The 21,267-nt window shown below is 58.3% G+C and carries 19 protein-coding genes; 9 read left to right on the top strand and 10 right to left on the bottom strand.

The features are described from left to right. Positions 1-6: 6 nt before the first annotated feature. The 5 genes from P3T20_RS11095 to P3T20_RS11075 all read left to right on the top strand — a co-directional run bounded on the left by P3T20_RS11095 (position 7) and on the right by P3T20_RS11075 (position 6,520). Positions 7-2,142, top strand: coding sequence for a phospholipase D-like domain-containing protein (locus P3T20_RS11095; protein WP_429286890.1), 2,136 nt, complete (start codon positions 7-9; stop codon positions 2,140-2,142). Next, entirely contained in the window at positions 2,139-3,803 is a 1,665-nt protein-coding gene (locus tag P3T20_RS11090) for a DUF6396 domain-containing protein (protein WP_429286889.1), read from the top strand. The genes P3T20_RS11095 and P3T20_RS11090 overlap by 4 nt, the downstream gene beginning before the upstream one ends. 288 nt (positions 3,804-4,091) lie before the next feature. Next, complete coding sequence (locus tag P3T20_RS11085) at positions 4,092-4,355, top strand: PAAR domain-containing protein (protein WP_429286888.1); 264 nt, start codon at positions 4,092-4,094, stop codon at positions 4,353-4,355. A 90-nt stretch (positions 4,356-4,445) separates the two neighbouring features. Continuing rightward, on the top strand, positions 4,446-6,044 hold the full coding sequence (locus P3T20_RS11080) for a hypothetical protein (RefSeq protein ID WP_429286887.1): 1,599 nt from the start codon (positions 4,446-4,448) through the stop codon (positions 6,042-6,044). Positions 6,045-6,229: 185 nt separating this feature from the next. Then, positions 6,230-6,520, top strand: coding sequence for an H-NS family nucleoid-associated regulatory protein (locus tag P3T20_RS11075; protein ID WP_429286983.1), 291 nt, complete (start codon positions 6,230-6,232; stop codon positions 6,518-6,520). 248 nt (positions 6,521-6,768) lie between these two features. On the opposite strand, the gene P3T20_RS11070 is transcribed toward P3T20_RS11075, so the two are convergent. The 5 genes from P3T20_RS11070 to P3T20_RS11050 form a co-directional block, all read right to left on the bottom strand. Then, positions 6,769-8,154: a sigma 54-interacting transcriptional regulator gene (locus tag P3T20_RS11070; protein WP_429286886.1), complete on the bottom strand. Its 1,386-nt coding sequence runs from the start codon at positions 8,152-8,154 to the stop codon at positions 6,769-6,771. A 462-nt stretch (positions 8,155-8,616) separates the two neighbouring features. Continuing rightward, positions 8,617-8,883: a hypothetical protein gene (locus P3T20_RS11065; RefSeq protein ID WP_429286885.1), complete on the bottom strand. Its 267-nt coding sequence runs from the start codon at positions 8,881-8,883 to the stop codon at positions 8,617-8,619. Between the two features lie 47 nt (positions 8,884-8,930). Further along, on the bottom strand, positions 8,931-9,461 hold the full coding sequence (locus P3T20_RS11060) for a DUF2628 domain-containing protein (RefSeq protein ID WP_429286884.1): 531 nt from the start codon (positions 9,459-9,461) through the stop codon (positions 8,931-8,933). Positions 9,462-9,532: 71 nt separating this feature from the next. Beyond that, on the bottom strand, positions 9,533-10,924 hold the full coding sequence (locus P3T20_RS11055; RefSeq protein ID WP_429286883.1) for a hypothetical protein: 1,392 nt from the start codon (positions 10,922-10,924) through the stop codon (positions 9,533-9,535). A 138-nt stretch (positions 10,925-11,062) separates the two neighbouring features. Further along, positions 11,063-11,419 (bottom strand): hypothetical protein, encoded by a 357-nt coding sequence (locus P3T20_RS11050; protein ID WP_429286882.1) that lies wholly within the window; start codon positions 11,417-11,419, stop codon positions 11,063-11,065. Between the two features lie 50 nt (positions 11,420-11,469). Here P3T20_RS11050 and P3T20_RS11045 point away from each other — a divergent pair, with 50 nt between their 5' ends. Then, a complete protein-coding gene (locus tag P3T20_RS11045; protein WP_429286881.1) occupies positions 11,470-11,745 on the top strand; it encodes a helix-turn-helix domain-containing protein in 276 nt (91 codons plus the stop codon). Here the strand turns inward: P3T20_RS11045 and P3T20_RS11040 are convergent. The 3 genes from P3T20_RS11040 to P3T20_RS11030 form a co-directional block, all read right to left on the bottom strand. Then, complete coding sequence (locus P3T20_RS11040; RefSeq protein ID WP_429286880.1) at positions 11,740-12,330, bottom strand: hypothetical protein; 591 nt, start codon at positions 12,328-12,330, stop codon at positions 11,740-11,742. The genes P3T20_RS11045 and P3T20_RS11040 overlap by 6 nt on opposite strands. 2 nt (positions 12,331-12,332) lie before the next feature. After that, positions 12,333-12,665, bottom strand: a complete 333-nt coding sequence (locus tag P3T20_RS11035; RefSeq protein ID WP_429286879.1) for a hypothetical protein — start codon at positions 12,663-12,665, stop codon at positions 12,333-12,335. A 117-nt stretch (positions 12,666-12,782) separates the two neighbouring features. Continuing rightward, positions 12,783-13,295, bottom strand: coding sequence for a hypothetical protein (locus P3T20_RS11030; RefSeq protein ID WP_429286878.1), 513 nt, complete (start codon positions 13,293-13,295; stop codon positions 12,783-12,785). A gap of 512 nt (positions 13,296-13,807) precedes the next feature. Between P3T20_RS11030 and P3T20_RS11025 the strand changes: the two genes are divergently transcribed. Both P3T20_RS11025 and P3T20_RS11020 read left to right on the top strand, forming a co-directional pair. Further along, the gene (locus P3T20_RS11025; protein WP_429286877.1) at positions 13,808-14,404 is read left to right on the top strand and encodes a hypothetical protein; all 597 of its coding nucleotides are present in this window, start codon (positions 13,808-13,810) and stop codon (positions 14,402-14,404) included. Positions 14,405-15,024: 620 nt separating this feature from the next. Further along, on the top strand, positions 15,025-17,109 hold the full coding sequence (locus P3T20_RS11020) for a translation initiation factor IF-2 associated domain-containing protein (RefSeq protein WP_429286876.1): 2,085 nt from the start codon (positions 15,025-15,027) through the stop codon (positions 17,107-17,109). A gap of 623 nt (positions 17,110-17,732) precedes the next feature. Here P3T20_RS11020 and P3T20_RS11015 read toward each other — a convergent pair. Continuing rightward, positions 17,733-18,113 carry a response regulator gene (locus tag P3T20_RS11015; protein WP_429286875.1) on the bottom strand — a complete coding sequence of 127 codons (381 nt, stop codon included), beginning with the start codon at positions 18,111-18,113 and terminating at the stop codon, positions 17,733-17,735. A 150-nt stretch (positions 18,114-18,263) separates the two neighbouring features. On the opposite strand from P3T20_RS11015, the gene P3T20_RS11010 reads away from it, so the two are divergent. Further along, complete coding sequence (locus P3T20_RS11010; RefSeq protein ID WP_429286982.1) at positions 18,264-19,382, top strand: ATP-binding protein; 1,119 nt, start codon at positions 18,264-18,266, stop codon at positions 19,380-19,382. Between the two features lie 627 nt (positions 19,383-20,009). On the opposite strand, the gene P3T20_RS11005 is transcribed toward P3T20_RS11010, so the two are convergent. Then, a complete protein-coding gene (locus tag P3T20_RS11005; RefSeq protein ID WP_083611357.1) occupies positions 20,010-21,170 on the bottom strand; it encodes a serine hydrolase domain-containing protein in 1,161 nt (386 codons plus the stop codon). Between the last annotated feature and the right edge of the window lie 97 nt (positions 21,171-21,267).

The raw sequence follows: 21,267 nt of genomic DNA, 5'->3' as shown, positions 1-21,267 counted from the left end.
AAAAAAGTGGCAGAGCATCCTCTTCAAACCCATAACCCGATGGACGTGGCCATCGACGAAGCCGGCAGGAGCGCGCAGGGCTCCGTTCAATGGCTTCTTGAAACTGGTGTAGACGATGACGTCAAACCGACCACTGGCAACGACCTCGAGTTCTTCGTCTGTGGCGAGGAAGGATTCCAGTCGATAGCCTCCAAGATCATGGCGGCGCAGGCAACGGTCGACATCTGTTGCTGGGGGTTCGATCCCGGCATGGAGATCTGGCGCGGCGCCACAGCACCCGCCGGTGTCGGAGCCCCATACCCGCAAATGGGAAAAGTTGATATCGACAGGGCAGTCCTGGGCAGTGATGGAATACCTGATGCCACCAACTCCGCACAACCCGGTGGTCAGTCTGATGCCGTCTGCACAGCCTCCCCACCGCCCTCCGGTGTCTGGCCACGCGGGGTCGTCTATGGCGCACTGCTCGAAGAAATCACCCAACGTAAGGTAAATCCTGTGACCGTACGGTTGATGATCTGGTTCGACCCATACGGGTCGAGGATCCAGAACAGCATGCCAGGGTTCACGGACGTTCCAGTTAGCTGGACCAGTCCGGTCGAAGAGAATTTGCAGCAGGCGCCCCCTTACGCGAATGCAATGCGAAACCAGTACTGCGTCGACTGGTGGAAGCGAAACCTGCCAGACGGCGAAAGCAAGCGCAGTGGCATCCTGACGAAAAATCAGCGATTACAGATAGTTTTGCGTAGTATTTCGAGCAACGACGTCAAGGCGTTACTAACCACTGCTCCGAAGGAAGAAGATGCTCCCAGCACGTACACCGAGGGCTTCAAGGAAACAGCGGCTGGAACAAGCGAGAAAGGTCTGCTTGAAAAATATCCGACGCACCATCAAAAGCCGATCCTGATCGACTACAACTACGATAATGGCAGCAAGGCTGTCGGCTACGTGATGGGCCTGAACTCGATCACAGACTATTGGGATAGAACGGCTCACGAAATCGATGATCCGCTGCGGGAAGAGTGGACCGATCCAAACGTTCAGGCCGAACTCAAACATGAGCAGGAAACGCAGGACCCGAGTGGGCCCCTCAGCACGGCCGTGTACAAGCATACGAATCCGTACCAGGACTATGCATGCCTCGTGGTCGGCAAGGCGTTGAAGCGCCTGCACCAGAATTTCGAACGCGGCTGGAAACCGTTTGCCCCTGCCGCATGGCAGACACACGAACTGCCAGGCCTGCCATCGAAAATTCCGAGTCTGCGGGATGACCCTGCATATCGCGTGCAGATCGTGCGTACCCAGCCGCATGAACACGAGAAAAACATCAAGAAGGTCTACCTGCAGGCAACCAGTTTCGCCCGCAACTACATTTATATGGAGAACCAGTACTTCTTCTACCCGGAGTTTGCACGGCATCTGAAGCAGGAGCGACAGAAGTTCCACGATGCGTGGGCGAATCTGGCGAACAAACCGCAGCAGGACGCGCCGATGTTACACCTGTTTGTCGTCACACCTCATCCGCAGGATCCGGGGATGGTTCCACGCACGTACGACTCAATGGCCGAACTGGGTCACGGCGATGCCTGGAAGAACGAAAGTGACCTGTCGGACAAAGGCAAGACGAAGGAAAAGTACACGGATGACCAAGGCGAAAACACATTCCATCCTGAAAGCGCGCAGGAACTGCAGGACACGATCGGTCTAAAAGTCAGCATCGCACGGTTACGTACCAGCGGTATGACGGTCAACCAGGTGATGGCATATCGCGAGATTTACATCCATGCGAAGCTGATGCTTATCGACGACGTCTTTGTGACGGTCGGCAGCGCGAACATGAACCAGCGCAGCATGTCCGTCGACAGTGAGATCAATCTTGCAGCGACGGGACCGATGTGGGTTTCGGGTCTTCGCGAGCGAGTATTTTCCTTGTTGTCCAACGGCAAGGTTAGTGGCACCGGCGATCGAGATCAGATTGCTGACGTCTTCAAGGCATGGAACGACCTCATGAATCGTAACGACGATCTGCGGCAGAGCAAAAAGCCGATGGAGGGCTTCTTACTTCCGTTTATTGATAAGCGAGCCAAGACGGTTCTGCACGCTTCTATCGATGTGCCCTCGTCTTCCAATACCGAGACAGCATGAACAGACGCGCTATGACACCTGTCGCAATCTTCCGCTGGACGTTAGTTTTAGCTTTGAGTTTGCTAACGCTGAACGTGCAAGCAGGATCGCTTACCTCATTGACCAATAGGCTTACCGTCGCTATGTCTGATTTGCCTCGTAATCAAAAATTGCCGTTGTTCGATCCACACCGGAAGAGCTTCACCTGTGTCTACCAGAATCAGCATCTGCCGCCGGTTGATCCTCAGGCAGAACTTTTGTTTCAGCAGGCACTCGCGCTCGACGACCCTGATGTGTACTACCGGAAGCGCGACTATCCGAAGATTTACCAGCTCTATGTCCAGGCCGCCGAGCGCGGTCACTGGAAAGCCATGCTCAACCTTGCGTCTCTTATCCTAAGTGGGTACCCAGGCGTGCCCCAGCACGACCCCGAAGTCGCAATTGGCTGGGTCGAGAAAGCGATGCAATTGGGCGTACCTGATGCATATGACATGATGGGTACCTATCACCAGAACGGAATGATCAAAGGCGGCAACGCAACGAGTGCGTATGCGTTCTTCCAACACGCAGCAGACATGGGTAGTCCCTCAGCGATGACGTTCCTGGGGGGAAAGCTCGCCGGTACGTATGATGATCCGGAAGGGGATTTTTGGGGGAATCTCCCAGTTGCGACCCAGATGTTGGAATGCGCAATAGCACAAGGTTATGGCTCGGCGGCGTATAAGCTAGGTTTCATTTATGCGCGGTCTAATACCGCTGAAGACAAACTCCGCGCCCTTAACGTGCTTCAAGAGGGAGTAAAACTCGGATGCGACAAGTGCGCAAACAAATTGTCGGTGGAATTCAATGGCATGTACCTCACGGATGGTACCAGTTTGGCCCCTACCATAGACAAAGCACGCGCTGTCCGATATAGCAAAATCGGAGATGCGCTTGAGCATTACCAAGGTCGCCTCAAACTCCCGAACCTCGACAAGGTGCTACCGCTGCCGCCCGCCCCGTTGCCAAAGTGGGATGGCAACGTGCAAACGTTGATTGATGCTGCAAAGGCCGTGACACCGCCTCCCACAGCACAACAAGGCACAGCGCTGCAAGGACGCGAATACATCCCGCACGGCTACGCCGTGCTGCCTCTCGCGCAGAATTCGCTTGCTGTCACCGGTAACCAGGTGGTGCCCCGCGATGGTTACTGGCTGGCGCTCTACGGTGCGGCATCGACGCCAAAGAACGAGTTGATCCCGGCACGTGCGAACACCCCCGAGCGCTACAAAACTGGAGAGCGTTTCGAGGCACCTTTTATGAACTGGTTAAGCGCCGACCAGGTGCAATGGCATTATCTCGGTGAACCTTACCCCGTCTCCCCCGTTCGCGAAGATTTTCTGAAGATAGCGCTGCACGCAGGCTGGCTGCGTCAGGTTCCGGATCTCCCATCCCCGCTTCAATGCGATGGCCTGCGGCAGTGTCCCAGGACCGGCATCTGGGAAGGCCATATTACTAGCGACCACCCGATGGCCGCGTTGTACAACCGTTGGAACCAGCAGGCTTTCCTTGAGAAAGGGCAGGCTTTTCCGAAGCCCGGCGAACGATTTGTTGATGTCGCAATCGATGAGGTGCAATGGACATATCTGGGTAGCCCGAATGCAGAAACTGGCATGTCCGGCGTACGTGAGATTGTCTTGTGAGACAGCCCGATAGTACGCCTCACTGGAGGCGCCCATGATTGGCAAGCTGGTAATTCTTTTCCTCTTGTTTGTCAGCTTGGTCGCTGCAATCCGACTGTTGCGCGTACCACGCGTGGTCAGCATACCGGTGATTGTGGTCGCAGCGATAGGCTGTGCGTGGTTGGCCTATTTCGCTATCGCGATGTCTTCTGTCCAATGTCTAGGATCCTGCGGTTGATGTATCGCTTGCAGGAGAATACTGATAGCGGGGTTGCATCAACATTGGGCATTTTTTCGTGGAGTGAACAGATGGTCCGTCAGGTAATAGTAGTGGGCGATACGCTATCCCCGCACGGAGGAACTGTCACCACGGGATCGAATGCCGACATCGTGGATGGCAAACCGATCTCTCGCAAGGGGGACACGGTCGAGTGCAAGGAGCACGGCAAGCAGACCATCTCGGAAGGCGACGAATCGTGCCTGCTCGACGGCCAGCCGGTCGCCCTGCAAGGCCACCACGCCGCGTGCGGGTGTACGCTCGTGAGTCGTGGTACGACACTCTCGATCGGGTAGAGACCAAACCCGGTAACGCCACGCCCAACCCGGTATCTGCGCGTATGGCGCGGCCGACTGGAATCGCAGCACGTGTGTATAGAGGGTTTCATGCAGGATACGTTCCTGACCGACGCGGCGCAGTTCACCCACAAGACACGTGACCAGCCTGCCCGGATTGTCGATGACGACGGCATAGAGTTCCGTGAGGGCGAGCGAGTCACTGTTCGCGACGGCTCCAGCCTTAGCACGGCGGGCGTGATCTCAATCGCGATTCTCGGCTCGATGGCGCTCGCCGGAAAGCCCGTCCGATGCTCGGGAGTGGTCCCCGGCGTCACGCTGCTCGTCAGCACGGGTGTACTTCGCTCCCGCGATGGCGACGAGGCGGATCAGCTTATCGACGATATCTGGGGAAAGATTCGCCCGGGACTCGTCGACTGGCTGACCATGCGGACGTCGCCGGCCGGAGTGACGATGGCGCTGGGTTCCGACATCCGTCTCGAATTTGGCTGGGACGACCGGCATCGCGTGCGCGATGGCGCCATGCAGATCGATGTCGAGCACGATCCCGTGTTTGCGGTCGCGTACCCGAAACGGCGTCGACAGCATCCACTCGTCGAGCGATCACCCGAACCGGGCGACCAGGCGCGTCAGCAGAAAACGCAGTTGCGCGGTGTGCTCGTCACCGCACTCGAGAAAAGCATTCAGAGCAATGACGTCCTCTACGCCCGTCTGCCCGCCTCTGTGCGATACCGCGCGACCGGCGCACTTGCGGCATGGCGTGAATTTCGCCAGGAGGCCGAGGCATTCGCAGCGTCCAGCCTTACCTCCATGCTGAAAACCGCGCCACCCACAACGCTCGTTCGGGACTATGCGGACATCACCCGAGGGCTCCTGCCGCATGGTGTTGAAGGCGTGTCGCCGGAAGACCTTGCTGTGCATGCATCGCAGAGCGTCGTCTGGCAGGCGTTCGACGAACGACGCGGGGCGCTGTACGAACCAACCGCTGCCCTGCATCGACTGCTGGACAGGGCATATATCGCAGACGACGTGCCCATCGGCGTGCTTGAACTACCGGTCGAAACCCTGTGCATCATTCCCGAGCCGTCGCGCTGGGCGCAACCGGGTGAGAGCGAGGCGATTGCGCTGTTCCGGGGCACCAAACGAACCGCCAGCGGTGCATCGCAGATCATCAGCTTCGTGACCTGCTCACGGCGCGTTGATGCCAGACGGTCGCTGGTGGTTGACGCGCTGGACCTGTCTCTGGATGATCCCGACAAAACGATTCGCCAGTTGCTCGATGACGCGTTCAGCCAACCCCAACCGGGTGACAGTGAAATCCGGCAGCACTGGCGGCATGCACTCGATTACGCGATCAAGATGCTGCTTTATCTGACCGCTCGCGAAGCGCACGTTGTTCACGACAGGGCCTACACGCAGGCTCCGCGCGAATTTAGCGGCCTCGGCAAACGCAAACGTGCTGAGCGTCTCGCACAGATCGAGCTACTGTACGACCGGCATGTTGTAGGTCCTGCAATTCTCGACGGGGATTCGATGAATTCATCGTTGACGGATGAAGCACGTCACGAAGTCCGCGGGCACTGGCGCCGACCACACTTCAGAATGCAGCCACATGGACCGAATTCGTCATTGCGCAAGCTCGCATTCATTGGTCCATCCATCGTGCGTCCGGATCGCCTGGGGCTGTAGAGAAAAGGGAATTCCACCGGCGTGCTATGCCAGCGACGCCGACAACATCGCCTGTTGCCCGAATATCCACTTCACCCCCTCCAGAACACCGGACGCGTTCAACGAGCCATTCGCTGGTGACGTGGAATTGCACGGCCTGAATGGCGCTATCATCAGTTCCTTATCCATGACACGTGAAATACACCATGCCGACATACACGGAACTTCAGGCTCAGATTGCCTCACTAAAAGAGCAGGCCGAAGCCGCACGCGCTGCGGAGCTTGAGGCGGTGATCGCCGACATCCGCATCAAGGTCGTCGAGTATGGGATAACGCCGAAGGATATTTTCGGACATGGTCCGGGCCGTCCGAAAAAGCAGGCCGTCGCGGCGAAGTATCGTGACCCGAAGACGGGAACGACATGGTCTGGCCGGGGTCGCGCGCCAGCCTGGATCAAGAATGCGAAGAACCGCGATAAATTCCTGATCAACGTCTAAGGCTCACTGCGCGGCATGCCATAGAGCGAAGCCGCTAGCGGTATCAGGGGTACGCGTTGGCGCGCGAAGACCGTGTAGGGTATGCAGCATACACATGGCAATTCAGCGGTGGTTTTAGTGCAGTCCCGTTTCACCTATCAAACGCAGAAAGCCAAGGCGTCGCGTCTCGGCTTCGGGGTCATGGTGAGGGTTTTCGGGAACGCGGGTCGGCTCACGACGAGAACGACGTCAACTTCAGGACTGAGCGTTCAGGTCGACCCGGCGATATCTTCGGCGTCCGTCGGAACGTCACCCTCTGCATGCCGCATGCCGTGCGCGGTGAGCAGGCGGTAGAGCGTGACGCGTGAAATGTCGAGTTCACGGGCGGCATCCCCAAGACGTCCCCGGTGCCGTAGCAATGCGAGCTCAATGGCCTGGCGTTCCGCTGCCTCGCGGGCGCTGGAGAGTGTCACCGGAACGATATCGACGTGTCCGGCCAGTTCAAGATCCGCGGCCGTAATCCGCCGCCCCTCCGCCATGACGATCGCGCGCCGTACCCGGTTGATCAGTTCGCGCACGTTGCCGGGCCAGCTGTAGTTGTGCATGGCCGCAATTGCATCGGGCATGAAGCCGTGTAACTTCCGGCTAGCGTCCTTTCTGAAGCGCTCGAGCATGTATAGCGCGAGCAGTTCGATGTCCTTTCCCCGTGTGCGCAATGGTGGCTCGTCGATCTGCAGGACACACAGACGGTGGTAGAGATCGCTGCGGAAGCGGCCATCGGCCATCGCGGCGTTGATGTCGACGTGGGTGGCCGAAATGATGCGCACATCCACATCAATCGCATCGTGCCCGCCCAGGCGCTCGACCTTGCGCTCCTGCAGGAAGCGCAGCAGGCTCGCCTGGCTGTCGAGCGGCAGGTCGCCTATTTCATCGAGAAACAGGGTGCCACCGTTCGCGGCTTCGACCCGGCCGATCCTGCGCTGGTTCGCGCCAGTGAACGCGCCGCGCTCGTAGCCGAACAGTTCGGATTGCAGCAGGGTCGGCGGAATTGCTCCGCAGTTGATGGCGACAAATGGCGCATCGTGGCGCGGCGAGTGCTCATGGATGGCCACCGCGGTGAGTTCCTTGCCGGTGCCGGATTCGCCCGAGATGAACACGGGTGCATCGGTTGATGCCACCTTGCGGATCATCCGGAACAGCGCCAGCATGGCATCGCTCGATCCGACCATCTCCACTTCCGCACCCAGCAGCGTTGTCTCATCGGAGGCCGGTTCGTCCAGCGAAACCATACCGCAGGCATGACCGAGCGCGTCGACGATCCGCTCGCTGGCGCACGGAAGGGTGATGTAGTCAAAGCAGTAGTCGTGGACCAGTCGGCGTGTGTGCACGCCGTCCATTTGACCGGCTTGCGCGATTGCGACCCAGCCAACGTTGGGCATGATGAGACAGGGTTCGAGGGCGGCTATGTCCTCCGGCAGGAAACCGCCCGACAGATCCAGCAGACCGCCCATTATCGAACCGGCTCGCGCAGCTTGCCGCACTTCGCGCGGAGAACCCGCTATCGTGACGTGCCAACCAGCCTCACCGAAACGCGCCTTCAATTGCGCGCATGGATCGCGTGTGACGTAAATCAGATTCCGGATAGCAATTACCATGAATGTCCCAATCGCGACTGGTTACCTGAACGACAGGTGCTGGATCTACCGATGAGCATTGGGCGACAGACGTGCCAATATGGCCGCCCTGCAAACAACTGCGCATCCTGTTTCACTCACGGACAACGTTCATATACACGCGCCGTGACCGCCAGGTCTTCCGATGTACCCAGATTACCGCGCGTGGCGACAATGTGCCCGTCCCGATACGCCTGCACCAGAAACGCACAATGCGCTGGATATCAAACCAGCCGGAGGGTTCGGGAATGAGTGGGATAGCGAGGCCAAATAATTTTTGCCGATAGCGCAGAGAAAAACTGGCAGCTGACCGTAAAGACGGCGTCTACCCCGACCATAAAGCACGGCCCGAACGTACGGCGCACGAACGCCCCCTGCCCGCCGAACCCATACTTCCTTGTCGATGTGGGATCACCGTCAGGCCGCAGACGACACAGCACCCACTCAAACCGCCCTGCGCGGCTGCGTCAACGTCAAAATCGGCGCTTCTGCGAATACCGCGGGGCTAGCCACGATAAAGCCGCCAGCCGGAGCCTCAACGAACACAAGTGACGCCATCGCCAGTTCCTTCCGGATTTCCTCGACCAGAACGGCCGGAAGAACACCGGTTATGCGCGCAATCTCGCTGCGTTCGATCCGCACGGCATGGTGAAACCCGGATTCCCTCATCCGGTCCGTTACGATCTGTGCTACTTCTTCTGCTGCCTTCATCTGAATTCTCTCCTGCGAATGAACACGGTTATGGGGTATCGCGACAGCTACCACCACTCGCGCCGGTTCAGCACGGTCTTGCGGTAGTAGTCGACGTTCGCGCATTGCCTGAACATGACCGCCGACACGATCCAGAGGAAGTTATCTATGGGCAGGTTCAGCGCGTCGCCAGCCGTGCCGAGGATGAGGTCAATCACCAGCGCCACGAGCGTCAGGGTGATCGCCTTTCTCCACAGGCCCAGGTACAGGTAATAGAGCGGCCCGAACACGAAGGCCCACAGGTTCGAGGTAATCAGTCTCTTCTCTTTGCCGGTCAACTGCTTTGCTTGCGGCCATCGCCACCAGCGGGTGCGTTCGCCGCCCGCCTTTTCGATAGCCGCAAAGCGCTGCCGCCATTTCTCCGGCAGTCCCACCTGGTCATCGGCTGGCGGTGCACCCGCCGGTACGCTCGCCGGCTCGAAAGCGCTTTGCCGAGCCGCCAGCGGAACCGCCGATGGTGAGCCTGCCTGTTTGCCGCAGCCACTACAGAAGGCGGCTGCCGGGCTCAACTGCGCGCCGCACTGGTCGCAAAATGCCATGATGGTGATCCCCCGATTGTTTGTTGGGCGCTGCCGAACAGCCGCGCACCATGAAAGAGAAAGTGGCTAGGTCAACGGCTGAGCGCCAGGCGGCAGGCGCGAAACTCCTCTCGATGCCAGTCCGACAGCGTGCCGCTGGCCTCAAACGTCACCGTGTCGCCGGTACCGTTGAAGCGCCCCATGAAATCGGCGCTCCACGGATGCTTCGCCCCAACGTGCTGCCCGGTGCCGCCCAGATGCAGCGACAGGTCGGGCAGGAGGTTGCCTGAAAGAACCTCCCGAAAGGCGCGCTCGCCGTCAGACTGTCGTACCAGCGTCGCCTGACCGTTGCGAACGGTCAGGGTGACGTGCCGCGTCCACGCGTCCGGGTCAGATACCGAGCCCGAACCAATGTAGGGGCCGCACTGATAGGTGCCCCGCCAGTCGCCGTCGAGGTCTGCTGCGGCCAGTGGGCGAGCAACTGGTGGCTGCGCTGCAGGAGGCTCAATGGCAGGTGCAGAAGGCGGCGGCGCGGGCGTGTCCTGATCGGTGTTTGCGGTGCCCTGCGCTGGCGGCTGCGTGCCGGTATTAACCGCAGGCATAACCGTCGAGGCGGCCGCTGGCGGAACCGCCACCGGTGCTGGTGATACTGGTGCCACCGGCGCGGATGCGGCCGCTGTATCGCTGCTCACGAGCGGCGCTGGCGCAGGGGCGTCGTCGGTAGTCGTCGCGCTAGCCGCCGTTTGTTCGGCGTCGCTGTCGGGCGCAACCGCTTCGCTGCTGGCCAACATTGCCGCAGCGGCAACCGGACTACCGCCACTGGCCGGTTCACCCGGGTGTGAGCCGGTACGGAACAGCGACATCACCATCAGGTTCAGGCGATGAAAAATGCTTTGCTGCCCTGCGGAAGTGTCATTCCCGCCCGAGCTATCCGAATCCGCATCGCCTGAGCCGGTCTGCATTGCAGCGGCCGTGGCGTCGTCGAGCGGCGCAAGCGGGTCATAGGTCGCCGGGTTCAGTGAATCGGTCGGCGAGGTGACCAGATGCCAGCCCCGCTCGCTGTGCACGAATATCCGGTCTCCACTCCCTTGGTAGCTGCGGGTGACCGGCTGCTGCTCCCTGAGCACTTCTTCCGCCAGCAGGGCAGCGCCATAGGAACAGGGATCATTACCGAGCAATGATGCGCGGGCACGTTTGACCAGTTCGCCGGAAGCGCCGGGCTGGTTCAGCGTGCCGATATCTTTCAGCGTCAGGACGAACGAGTATGAGATTTCGTATCCGTTCTGGTTAGGCGCCCCGTCGATCCGGCGAACGCCGCTGAGTGTCCAGAGCGGACATTCCCCATACCGCTCATGCAATGCGGCCTTGACGTCGTCCAGATTAGGCGTCGAATGATCCCCGTCATTGCAACCGCCCAGCAGCGCGCCGAGGAAGAAAGCGGGCGCAACGAAGCAGAAACTCTTTAGTGACTTTTTAGCTTGCATGTTCTTGTCAGTTGGTTTTGTGGGTCATGCGCTACCTCAACCCACTGCCCTGATACGAGTGCGAATCGCCGGGTGGGCACTCCAACGCTCGCGATCCGTCTGTTGTTCACAGCTTTACCGATGCGCTATCCCCGGCAATCAGTCATGCCGCCGCTGTCGGGTGTTGAGCGCTTTCATACACGCAAGAAAGACTGGCGTGCCGATGAGCCCGTTCTGTCGTAAGGTGATCAGACGCCTTCGGCGGACATCGGTCGGGTGTGAGGCGTCGCCGGCGATCTGCCAGACCGAATCGACCAGCCTTCGCCAGGCTGCCCGCCGACAGACCAGGTAGGCCGCGATCGCGCATGGCCCCGTACAGAGGCACACCAAAAACCAGCCAACCGGGGACAGGCCCATGCGATGCACGCACAACCGCCGCATGTCGGCTATCAATGCCGCAGCTATCCCCGTGGCTGTCAGCAGCCAGATCATTGTTAACGCCAGCATCGTCGCCATATTTTATATCCCAATATGGGATATTGTGTATGCAGATCTAGAATATGGCAATGACCCATCCTATACACGATCCCCGTAACCAGCGTATCGCCGCGCTGCTCGCGAGCATCCGGGCACAACGCGGCCTTCTTCAGGAAGAAGTGGCGGCGCGGTTAAAGCGTCCACAGTCATTTGTGTCGAAGTACGAGAGCGGGATGCGCCGGGTCGATCTCGCGGAGCTGCTTGACATCCTCGGCGCGCTCGAAGCGGATCCGCACGACTTCATCGATCAGGTTCGGGCCGCGCCTATCAAAACGCTACCTCGCCAGTCCCGATCGCGCTCATAGACGCGGCACACCGTCCGACAACGAACCACTCGCGAGGGTATCGGGCCTGTCAGTCGTCGCCTTCGCCGCGTATCCGGGAAATGTGATTACCTTGCTCCCATGCTCGCCCATCGGATACACCTCCATGAACCAGTGGATGTCCGGCAGGCTCGTTCGCACGTAATCGTGCGGCTCGATCCAGTAAGCCGGGTCGATCACGTACTCAACCTTGACGCCTGGGTCCTGGCTGGCGCGGGCGCGGTGGAACAGCACGTGCCGGCCAAGATTGCTGAGCTCGTCGTAGTCGACGAGGGCAATCGCCAGATCGGGTATTTCACTGACCGACGCCGGCTCTTCATACATGCCCGTGTTGTAGCCGTGGTGCGCAAGCAACTGGGCGATGAAGTCGCCAGTTATCCAGTAAGGGCCGTGCACCGGGTGCCGAAACCGCCTGATAGCTACGTTGCGTACGGCTTCAAGGCTCGTGCCGCAGATCATGGCGATGACCGCGAACGGACAATCGAAGTCGCCGCATTGCTGCACGCGTCGGAACGCTGGCACGAAGCCGGCGCCGATCATGGTGACCGTGGTGGGGATAGCCGGCATCGTCAATACTCCGACGGGAACAGCAGGGTTGTCGAACTGCGATCAGCCTCGGTGATGAGCCATACCCGCTCACCTGCGACTTCGTACGACGACAGGATGCGTGCACCGTGCACGACCGCGAGCCGGTTCGCCTTCGCATCTTCGGGCGGCACGTCACCCCAGTCGCCGGTTACGTGCCGTCTGAGAAACGGGTCGGCCACAACGCCATGATGCTCGAGATGCGCGAGTACCCCTCTGCTCGCTACTAATCGCCCCAGCCGGAACAGCGGCGGCGGCTTTTGCAAAGTGCGGCTCGGTGCGTCGCCAGGTTCGGGACTCTGATTGTCGGTATTCATCTGGTTCTCCTTGAATGCTTTCTGGGGGCGCCTGTAGTGACCGCCAGAAATGCGAAAGGCCAGTGCGTTCAACACTGGCCCATGACGCGATGGGTAACTTTGGCTCTGGCAGCGCGACTACTTGCTGGCCGCCTTGACGTTCATGGCGTGGATGCCGATCGCCCAGTGACCGGCAACACTCTTGAAGCTGGTTCGAACACGGTCGGCGGGTTTGCACCATGGCGCCGGATCGAGTGCGTACTCGATTGTCGTACCGGACGCGTGGCTAGCCTTCGCCCGATGGAAAAGGATGTGCCGGCCGACCTCCATGTCGGCGTTGTAGTCAACCATCAGGAAGGCGACATCGGGAATGTCGGCCACGCGACCGATCTCCTTGTACACGGTCGCCACGAGCCCTAGCTGGGCAAGCAGCGCTGCGATCTGCAACTCGCCAAGGTAGTAAGGACCTCGCGCGGGATGCTTTGTTTTCGCGATGGCGATATCCCGCACTTCTTCGATTGTCTTGCCCGAGAGCATCGCGGCGCATGCGAAGACGTCGTCGAAGTCATTGGTCTGCGCGACAAACGTGAACGCAGGCGTAAAGGTGGTCGGGGTGCTCTCGAGCGTCATTGGAATGGTGATGGCAGGCATAGAGGAATCCTTATGAAAATGAAACGCGCAGCGACGCCTGCCTGGCGGCATCGGACATTTTGGGTGAAGCAGGGAGAGAAATTCGAAGCGAAATCCGGCGAAACTTCCGGCGGATTTACTCAGGCATGCGCTGCGGCGCGAGCGGCGAGCCGAAAACCCGCTTTTCGTCGGTTTTTCAGTCGTATCGACATTTTATCAGGGGTAACTCGCCCTCTCAACGACCAAATAACTTTGGCCAGGCACGTCAAAAAAATCGAATTTTCGCCTAGTGGCCTTCTGGCGCTGCGAAGCGCGGCCTGTCAAGAGCTACATCCGCCGGCAGATCCATCAGGCAACGCTCGAATCCACGAACGCCCCGACAGCGCGGTAATATATATACACTTTGACACTGGGCCAGCAAGAATTTCCGCTTCCGCAACAGCATCTAGGGCACTCAAATTCTTGGAATTTTCAAACAAAGACGATAACTAGGCATCATCATTCGCCTTTTTCACCAGCCGGAAGGATCAAAGATGAAGAAGTTCGTTTCCAGCCTGTTCCGCTTTTACGTTGACCTACCATTGCTGGCGGCCTTCCTGCTACTGATAATCATTTTTCGCTCTGCGCTTCTAGATCACCTACTCCTACCTGTGGCAAAGCAACTCAGCGCAGCGACATCCAACTCAGTCGGAACCACACTGTTATTGGGAGTTATCTCGAACGTTCTTACTGCACTTTTGTTGGCGCTTCTTGCTCTTTCGTTCTTTCGTCATCTCGCGCGAGCGAGGCTCTCCGGTGAGTACAATGCGTTCCAAATAGATGGCGATATCGTAACGCCCTACGGCAAAGCTACTATCCTCTTCTCGCCATTAGCCCCCGATCGGGGAGGGGTCCCTGTCAAACTAAGGCTGGAAGATGGAGACATGAAATTGGAGGGCTCCGGGCTCATTGTCAACAACAGACTCTTGATTGGTCACTACACTGAAACTGGCAAGCCCGAACGGCGCCGTTGCGGAAGCTTCTTCTACCAACTCGACGGGAACGGCCATACATGGCAAGGTCAGTTTCTATACATCAGCCCAGAAACCGCTGAAACTATAGCTGGAACTGGGCGATGGATTCGCACGTAGCCCAGTTCCACCAAATACGATTGAACACTGCCGGCACGGTCGTCATTTACGAGCCGATGTGCGGGTACTATGTGTGGATCGAACTACGTGTTCCGGTAAAGCTTCGCGGCAATGGCTGTGCGCGCGAGATTGTGAATGCGGCGCTCTCGCTACTTCCCGGAGTCCACTTTGTGGAGTTTGATCCGGCTATTCGTACATTTTCCGCAATTGCGAGGGCTCGCCGGTGGCGATTAGTTGGTGAGTCTTCTTGGTTTGCTGGCTGTTTGTCGTACCGAGTGCATAGCCGTGTCCCTCAGAAGTCGCCAATCAAGCTAGAGTACTCCCACAAGACGTACGAAACCTGTCCCAAGGTCACATCGTTTCACTCGCCTTCCACTCTGCAGAGTTGCATCAAAGCCATTCTCAGAGATATTGAGAAGCTGGCTCGTCACTCGAACGACGTCTAACTGTAAGGGTGGCCGCTTACGCCAGCCGCGCGTGTCGAGTGATCCACGTCCGGGCGCCGAAGGAATCCGTGACATGAACTCCGCTATACTGCACGCCACAGATATTATTGCGATCAGTTGTATCAGTTCGAGACATGCAAGGCCCTTTCAATTATTAAAACATGGTGCTGAGAAATGGGTGGTCAAACGGTGGGGCAATTTGCTGCGGAATTGAAGATGCCTGCGCTGCTTTTGCTCGAGCAGATGCGAGCCGCAGATATGGCAAAAGAATCTGCCGACGACGTCATCTCAGAGAAAGAGAAAGCAAAATTTCTTGATTATTTCCGCGCCTCGTCAGAGACTTCCGGCCGAAAGATAAGCTTGACCAGGCGACATGTTTCGGAGGTTTCTCAAAAAGACGCTAATGGCAAACCTCGCACGATACAAGTCGAAGTGCGCAAAAAAAGGACCTTTGTCAGGAGGCAATCGCCCGAGCAAGTGCAGGACCCCGCTCCCGCAGCAGTGACCAACATCTCTGTCGACCAGCTTAGTCCACAGATAGACTCGCGGACTAAGAAGATACGTTGGAGCAAGCTTGCATCCGTCGAGATTTCCAACTTCAAGGCGGTAAAAAACCTTCGCGTGCCGCTTTCGGACGTGACCATCTTGGTTGGCCCGAATGGATCGGGCAAATCATCCGTACTCCAGGCAATCCATTGGGCAACCCGCGCCGCAAGCTACATTCCTCCGCAGAGCCAATCTGAAGTCGTCTCGTTCGAGAGACTGGATTATTCGCCGTCTAGCGAGCCCTTGACGACGGCGCACCGAGGAGAGCTGTCACCCGAACGATCGAGTCAACCTACTTCGGTCGCATTCACGCACACCGGAGCCGAGGACGAAACGTCTTCGACCGCTACGGTCAGAATTTGGGCAGCGCGTAATCGCGGAGGGATCTCGGTGCATATTGAGGGCGGTAGCGCCGTCACCCCTTTCAAGCAGCGCGAGGAGCTGATTACGACATATATTCCGGGATTAGCAGGTTTGTCCGAGAAGGAAACTATTCTCGTGAAGCCCTTGCTAAGGCGGCAGGCAGCTGGCGGCGATGCTGGGGGCGTTTTGCGAAATGTGCTGTTTAACATCGCCAGCCGCCAAGCCGCCGAGCCGGACAATCGCATGGCCGAAGAGCGTCTCCAGCACCTGAACCGCCTCGTCCAGATGGTGCATCCTAATGTGCGAGTCGAGGTAAGTTTCGATGAGCGGGAGGACGTGCACATCCAGGCATCGTTCGATGATCAGATGCTATCCGGTGCCAAGCGCCCGCTCGAGGCTGCCGCGACTGGTGTCCTGCAGATCGTTCAGATTTTCGCCTACCTTGTTCTGTTTCGACCGAAGCTGATCCTTATCGACGAGCCTGATGCACACTTGCACCCGGACAAACAAGAGCGGCTGATTGAAGCCTTGGAACTTGCCGCGGACGAATTTGATGTCCAAGTGCTTTTGACGACCCACAGTCCCCACATTGCGAGAGCAGCTTCCCCCGCAGCAAGCTTGCTATGGGTGAACAATGGTCAAGTAGTTGAAGAGCAGGACGAGGCGATCCGTTCGTTGTTGGGATGGGGAGGACTCGATAGGAAAATTCTTTTCTTCGTTGAAGATGAGAATGATCAAGCAATTCGAGCACTACTGAGGCAGTGGCCACGACTAAACCGGCAAATCACCATCTGCCGCTGCTTTGGCGTCGACAACTTACCCAAGAATGCATTGTTGAAAGGATTGTTAGGAGGGAAAGCTTTTGATCTTAAAATCGTGATACATCGTGATCGCGACTTTATGACGGAGCAGGAAAGCGAGAAATGGGGAAAGAAATACAGCGCTAGTGGTGTAGCGGTGTGGGTTACGACGGATTCGGACGCAGAGGCGTACTTTTGCACGCCGGCATATCTGTCCGCGCTCTATGCCGTTTCTGAGGAGACCGCCAGTGGATGGGTTGATGTCGCGGCGCGATCATATACCGATGGCAAGAAAGTATTTTTCGAAAAACGGAAAATCATCAATCGACTTATCTACGAGGACGGAGGGTCTCCCGAGTCAGAGAAACTCTGGAATGCCCAGGTGGGAAATATCTCGAAAAACATCCTCGGGAAGACTCTTCACAAATCGCTTAAAAACATCGTCAAAGCAAATGGCTTCGATGACAAAAAACTTGATAGATTCGTTGTGTCAACGGGGCATGAACTGGCGCCAGAACTTCGCCAACAGATTGAACGACTTTTGCAATAGAGTTTAACATTCTGTACGAGCGCTTAGTGACGCATGCCGTAGTGCTTCAAGCGCGATCCTTCGCGGCCGCGTTTGAGTGAGGAATGTCGAGATAAGAACAGCCCTCGCGATAGCGTGCCACTGGTTTCGAGTGTAGTCGTGCTATGGACCCATCCTCGGGTCGAGCCGTGGAGTTTGACGTCCTCGCCTCTTCGGAGACCCTCGCCTCTAGCAGGCAGGCCCTTTCGATTTGCTATGTACGGTAACTTGGCAGTCGTGGCACCTCGCGCCGCAAAATTTTCTGCTATCGCCGCCTATACTCCAAGGATCCGCTTGACGCTAAGGCAGTCACCCAGCCACGGCACACGAGCGACTACTCCTCGCCGATAGCTCCAATTCGATAAACGCGCCGCCGCGAGGATGTTGGAATTCTCAATAGGCAGCTTTTCGGCGGTTTGCGTAACCGCGTACTACCGGCCATGAGCCGCCGGTCGACGATGGCAGTTCAATCGTCAACAATTTGCAACGATAGCCACCGCAATGCGTTCCGAAACATGTGAGGACTGCCGTTGTCGCCGCGCTCGCGGACTTTGCGCTGCGTGGTAACGATGAAACGCAAAGAGCATTAACTGCCAGACGCCAGCCTAGGGGGATAAGTCTTTACCGGATTGAAGGCCCGTCGCAATAGTGGTCAAAAGGAGGCGCAGGTTGATAGGTTTTACAAGGTGGTGATCGAACCCCGACCTGATCGATTCAGCCTGCTCAACGGAAGATGCCAGCGCGGTGGCAGCTACCAGTAGCGGGAAAGGTGTGGATTGCAAGCGCCGGATCTCCCGTGCTACCGCGCGTCCGTCCATGCGAGGCATCTGGATATCAAGAAGAACGACACCAGGCCGCCACGCGCGATATGCGTCAAGCGCTTCGACACCGTCTCCGGCCGTTCGAATGTCGTAGCCTTGCGCATTGAAGAACAACACATATGCATCCAACAAATTCGGGTCGTCGTCAGCGATAAGTATGCGCATTGCGTTCCCAGCAGGCATCGGATCCTCCAATGGCGATCTCTTCGAGCAGCAATTGCCGGGCCCAGATGGGATGGCGCAATTAGTTTGCGTGTGGCGACGGATTCCGCAAAAATGAACTACATTGACTCGTTTCGAAACGTCGGGGCACGCATGCGACTGGCTGACTTCATCCTACGTGACATGGAAGCCATTCTGGTGCAGTGGGAGGCGTTCGCCAGTACGCTATTGCCGGCAGCAGCTCATATGCAATCGCTGGCCTTGCGCGACCACGCGCAACAGATTATGGAGGCCATAGCAAAAGACCTGTCGACCTCGCAGACAAGCGAGGCCCAGTTCGAGAAATCGATCGGGCAGGCGCTCAAGCCGGCCGGGGCACAGGAAACCGCGGCGCAATCGCATGCCCTTCTGCGCGCGCGAGGTGGGTTTGACATCAACCAGTTGGCTGCCGAGTACCGGGCTCTGCGTGCCAGCGTGCTCCGCCTGTGGATGGATGAGTGTCGACCCGATGCCGCCCATCCGGAGGACATCATCCGTTTCAATGAGGCCATCGACCAGGCAATTGCCGAATCAATTGCCTTTTTCAGTGCGCAGGTAGACCAGGCTCGTAACCTGTTGCTTGGAATGCTGGGCCACGACATGCGCAGTCCGCTCCAGACTATCCAGATGACGGCTTCGTACCTCGCAGCGCTGAATGCCGGTGAGAAAGTGTCGATGGCTGCGTCCCGACTAATCAGAAGTGGCGGGCGTATGCAGGCGCTGCTGGACGACATGCTTGATTTCAACCGAACCCGGCTGGGTTTGGGTGTCAATATCGCGCCAACCGAGGGAGACCTGGCAAAACAACTTGCCGATGAACTGGACCTGTTGCGAGCTGTGCACCCGGACCGGGAGCTCGCGCTGGACATCGTTGGCGACTGTCAGGGCGTTTGGGACGGCCGCCGGCTGCAGCAGTTACTTGGTAACCTGGTCCTGAATGCGATCAAATACGGGTCGCCCGATGCGCCGGTGCGTGTAACGCTGACCGGCGAGGAGGCGGAAGTCATCCTGGAGGTGAAAAACAGTGGGACTGCCATTGAGCGCTCAACCCTCGACAGGATCTTTGATCCGCTGCAGCGTGGCCCGGACTATCAGGACAGAAATAATGACAGCAGCCTAGGGCTCGGACTGTATATCGCGCGGGAGATTGCCAAGGCCCATGGGGGCGGCATCGAAGCGCGCTCCGACGAGACGGAAACCGTGTTCGTTGTGCGTCTGCCCCATCGTCAATAGCGTTCGCGATATGTGCACGGATCGCCGGTCAGCGTGCTTTGATTACGAGCACAGAGGGGACGAGAGCTCGTGACTACGCGGCAAAGCCGTCGCGGATGATTCTTCCCCGTTGCCTCACCGAAGCAACCGCTCTTCCTGTATGGCTCTCGGATGTCCGCTTTCGCTGAACGCCTGTGGCGGCTCCGGGTCGACATGAGCCGGCTGACATGGCCCAAAGCGATTCACCGCTCCGTCACCCCTACCGGCGTTCGAGCGGAGACGTCAATCCATTACCGTCCACCGGCGTCTCGCTACAGACACCGTTAAGTGACGGTATTTTTGACGGTATACTGACGACTTTTCGCGAGACCGCCTTTGCGAGGCAAGCGTTTCAAGCCAGACTCAACATAATCGCACGGTACGTGGAGCGGATGCTTAGTGCGTCTCAGGACGGCTATAAGCCGTTGAAATAACCACCTGACCAACCCGCCGCTCTGACCAGAATGGCGGACAGGCTGAGACAGGTACGGCGCCATCCTGGCGATGGCCGCCGCGATTCCATCCCAGCGGCTTTGCGCTTTCCAGTCGTGCTTGAGCACCGGCTGCCGCGGCGCCCGAGGGACACGCGGAACAAAGCGAGCCTGCGCCTTAGGCTCCACTTCCTGCTCCAAGGTCGCGCTTGCCGTCCCTCGGCTCCGGCCCAATGTCCGTCGCGCCGCCTGCGGATTCGGCAAGCCACACCAGTTCCTCCATATTGTGCTGGTGCATGCTCTTTGAAGTCAGCCGGTCGTCGACCAGATTGACGACAACCAGGTCGAGCGAGGGCACCACGACGGCATATTGGCCGTGGCTACCATCGGCCCAGTAGGTTGGCCTGAGCAGCGCCACCTTCGGACCACGCGGGCCGCTTGCGGGCGTACTTGTCCACCACATGTATCCGTAGCCGCCGGTCGGGGTGTTGGAGTACGAGGCTGTCGATTCGGCAACCCACGCTGCCGGAACAATCTGCTGGTCGCGCCAGCGGCCGTCATGCAGATACAGCAGGGCGAAGCGCGCCAGATCGCGAGCGCTCATGTTGAAGGGATAAGCCGGATACCGGGTGGCAAGGCCGCCCGATACGTAGTGCCCATCCGAAGGACGATAATCCTGCATGCCGATCGGATTTGCGATCTCAGTCTTCAGGGCGTCGAAGATGCGCTGTCCGGTGGCCTTTTCGTAGATCGCGCCAACCGTGTTGAAATCCCAGTTGTTGTAGTACCAGAACGTGCCCGGCGCATGGCTATAGCGCGGTGGCTTGGACGCCTCCATACCAGCGGTTTCATACACCGTCGGGTGATAAACGCCCGAGCGCGCTTCGAGCAGCATACGCACGGTTGCCTGCTTCTCGGTTGGCGTCAGGGATGGCTCGCTGTCGTCGACACCGAGTTGTGCCAACGTCTCGTCAAGATTTATCTGGCCCCGTGCGACTGCAATGCCAATCAGGGCGCTCGCGAAACTCTTGCGCGCTGAATGAAGATTCGACTTCCTTGAAACGTCGCCCCATTGGGCGACGACAAGGCCGTGCTGGACAATCATGCCGGAGGTCGATCCTTCCCGCTTTGCATAGGCGACGGCCTGGTCGATTCCTTCCTGTGAGAAGCCTGCTGTCGCAGGATCGACACGGGTCCATTCAGCACCGGGAAACGGCGATTGCGCACTGTACTGGCCGGGCACAGAGACTGGCGGCTGGTCCGTAGCACACGCGCTCAGTAACGATGCGAGCAAGACACTACTGGCGATACAACCTGCAGGTTTGATAGAGGTAGTCATCCTGTTTCCTGTACTGGTTTCTGGCTGCCATCACGCCGCTCGGACAGGTGCTTTATATCACCCCGGCGTGAGCAATCTCATATACTCCCAACACGTA

The sequence above is a fragment of the Paraburkholderia sp. GAS206C genome, from assembly GCF_050435645.1.
In the GTDB taxonomy this organism is placed as follows: domain Bacteria; phylum Pseudomonadota; class Gammaproteobacteria; order Burkholderiales; family Burkholderiaceae; genus Paraburkholderia; species Paraburkholderia phenazinium_B.
This window is presented reverse-complemented; position numbering and strand designations above follow the sequence as displayed.

Bases quoted from the DNA above. Each gene is read 5' to 3' on its own strand.
- P3T20_RS11030 (WP_429286878.1), bottom strand. From the start codon at position 13,295: ATGCCTGCCATCACCATTCCAATGACGCTCGAGAGCACCCCGACCACC.
- P3T20_RS11050 (WP_429286882.1), bottom strand. From the start codon at position 11,419: ATGGCGACGATGCTGGCGTTAACAATGATCTGGCTGCTGACAGCCACG.
- P3T20_RS11035 (WP_429286879.1), bottom strand. From the start codon at position 12,665: ATGAATACCGACAATCAGAGTCCCGAACCTGGCGACGCACCGAGCCGC.
- P3T20_RS11010 (WP_429286982.1), top strand. From the start codon at position 18,264: ATGCGACTGGCTGACTTCATCCTACGTGACATGGAAGCCATTCTGGTG.
- P3T20_RS11090 (WP_429286889.1), top strand. From the start codon at position 2,139: ATGAACAGACGCGCTATGACACCTGTCGCAATCTTCCGCTGGACGTTA.
- P3T20_RS11045 (WP_429286881.1), top strand. From the start codon at position 11,470: ATGACCCATCCTATACACGATCCCCGTAACCAGCGTATCGCCGCGCTG.
- P3T20_RS11065 (WP_429286885.1), bottom strand. From the start codon at position 8,883: ATGAAGGCAGCAGAAGAAGTAGCACAGATCGTAACGGACCGGATGAGG.
- P3T20_RS11015 (WP_429286875.1), bottom strand. From the start codon at position 18,113: ATGCGCATACTTATCGCTGACGACGACCCGAATTTGTTGGATGCATAT.
- P3T20_RS11060 (WP_429286884.1), bottom strand. From the start codon at position 9,461: ATGGCATTTTGCGACCAGTGCGGCGCGCAGTTGAGCCCGGCAGCCGCC.
- P3T20_RS11085 (WP_429286888.1), top strand. From the start codon at position 4,092: ATGGTCCGTCAGGTAATAGTAGTGGGCGATACGCTATCCCCGCACGGA.
- P3T20_RS11040 (WP_429286880.1), bottom strand. From the start codon at position 12,330: ATGCCGGCTATCCCCACCACGGTCACCATGATCGGCGCCGGCTTCGTG.
- P3T20_RS11075 (WP_429286983.1), top strand. From the start codon at position 6,230: ATGCCGACATACACGGAACTTCAGGCTCAGATTGCCTCACTAAAAGAG.
- P3T20_RS11070 (WP_429286886.1), bottom strand. From the start codon at position 8,154: ATGGTAATTGCTATCCGGAATCTGATTTACGTCACACGCGATCCATGC.
- P3T20_RS11005 (WP_083611357.1), bottom strand. From the start codon at position 21,170: ATGACTACCTCTATCAAACCTGCAGGTTGTATCGCCAGTAGTGTCTTG.
- P3T20_RS11080 (WP_429286887.1), top strand. From the start codon at position 4,446: ATGCAGGATACGTTCCTGACCGACGCGGCGCAGTTCACCCACAAGACA.
- P3T20_RS11055 (WP_429286883.1), bottom strand. From the start codon at position 10,924: ATGCAAGCTAAAAAGTCACTAAAGAGTTTCTGCTTCGTTGCGCCCGCT.
- P3T20_RS11020 (WP_429286876.1), top strand. From the start codon at position 15,025: ATGGGTGGTCAAACGGTGGGGCAATTTGCTGCGGAATTGAAGATGCCT.
- P3T20_RS11025 (WP_429286877.1), top strand. From the start codon at position 13,808: ATGAAGAAGTTCGTTTCCAGCCTGTTCCGCTTTTACGTTGACCTACCA.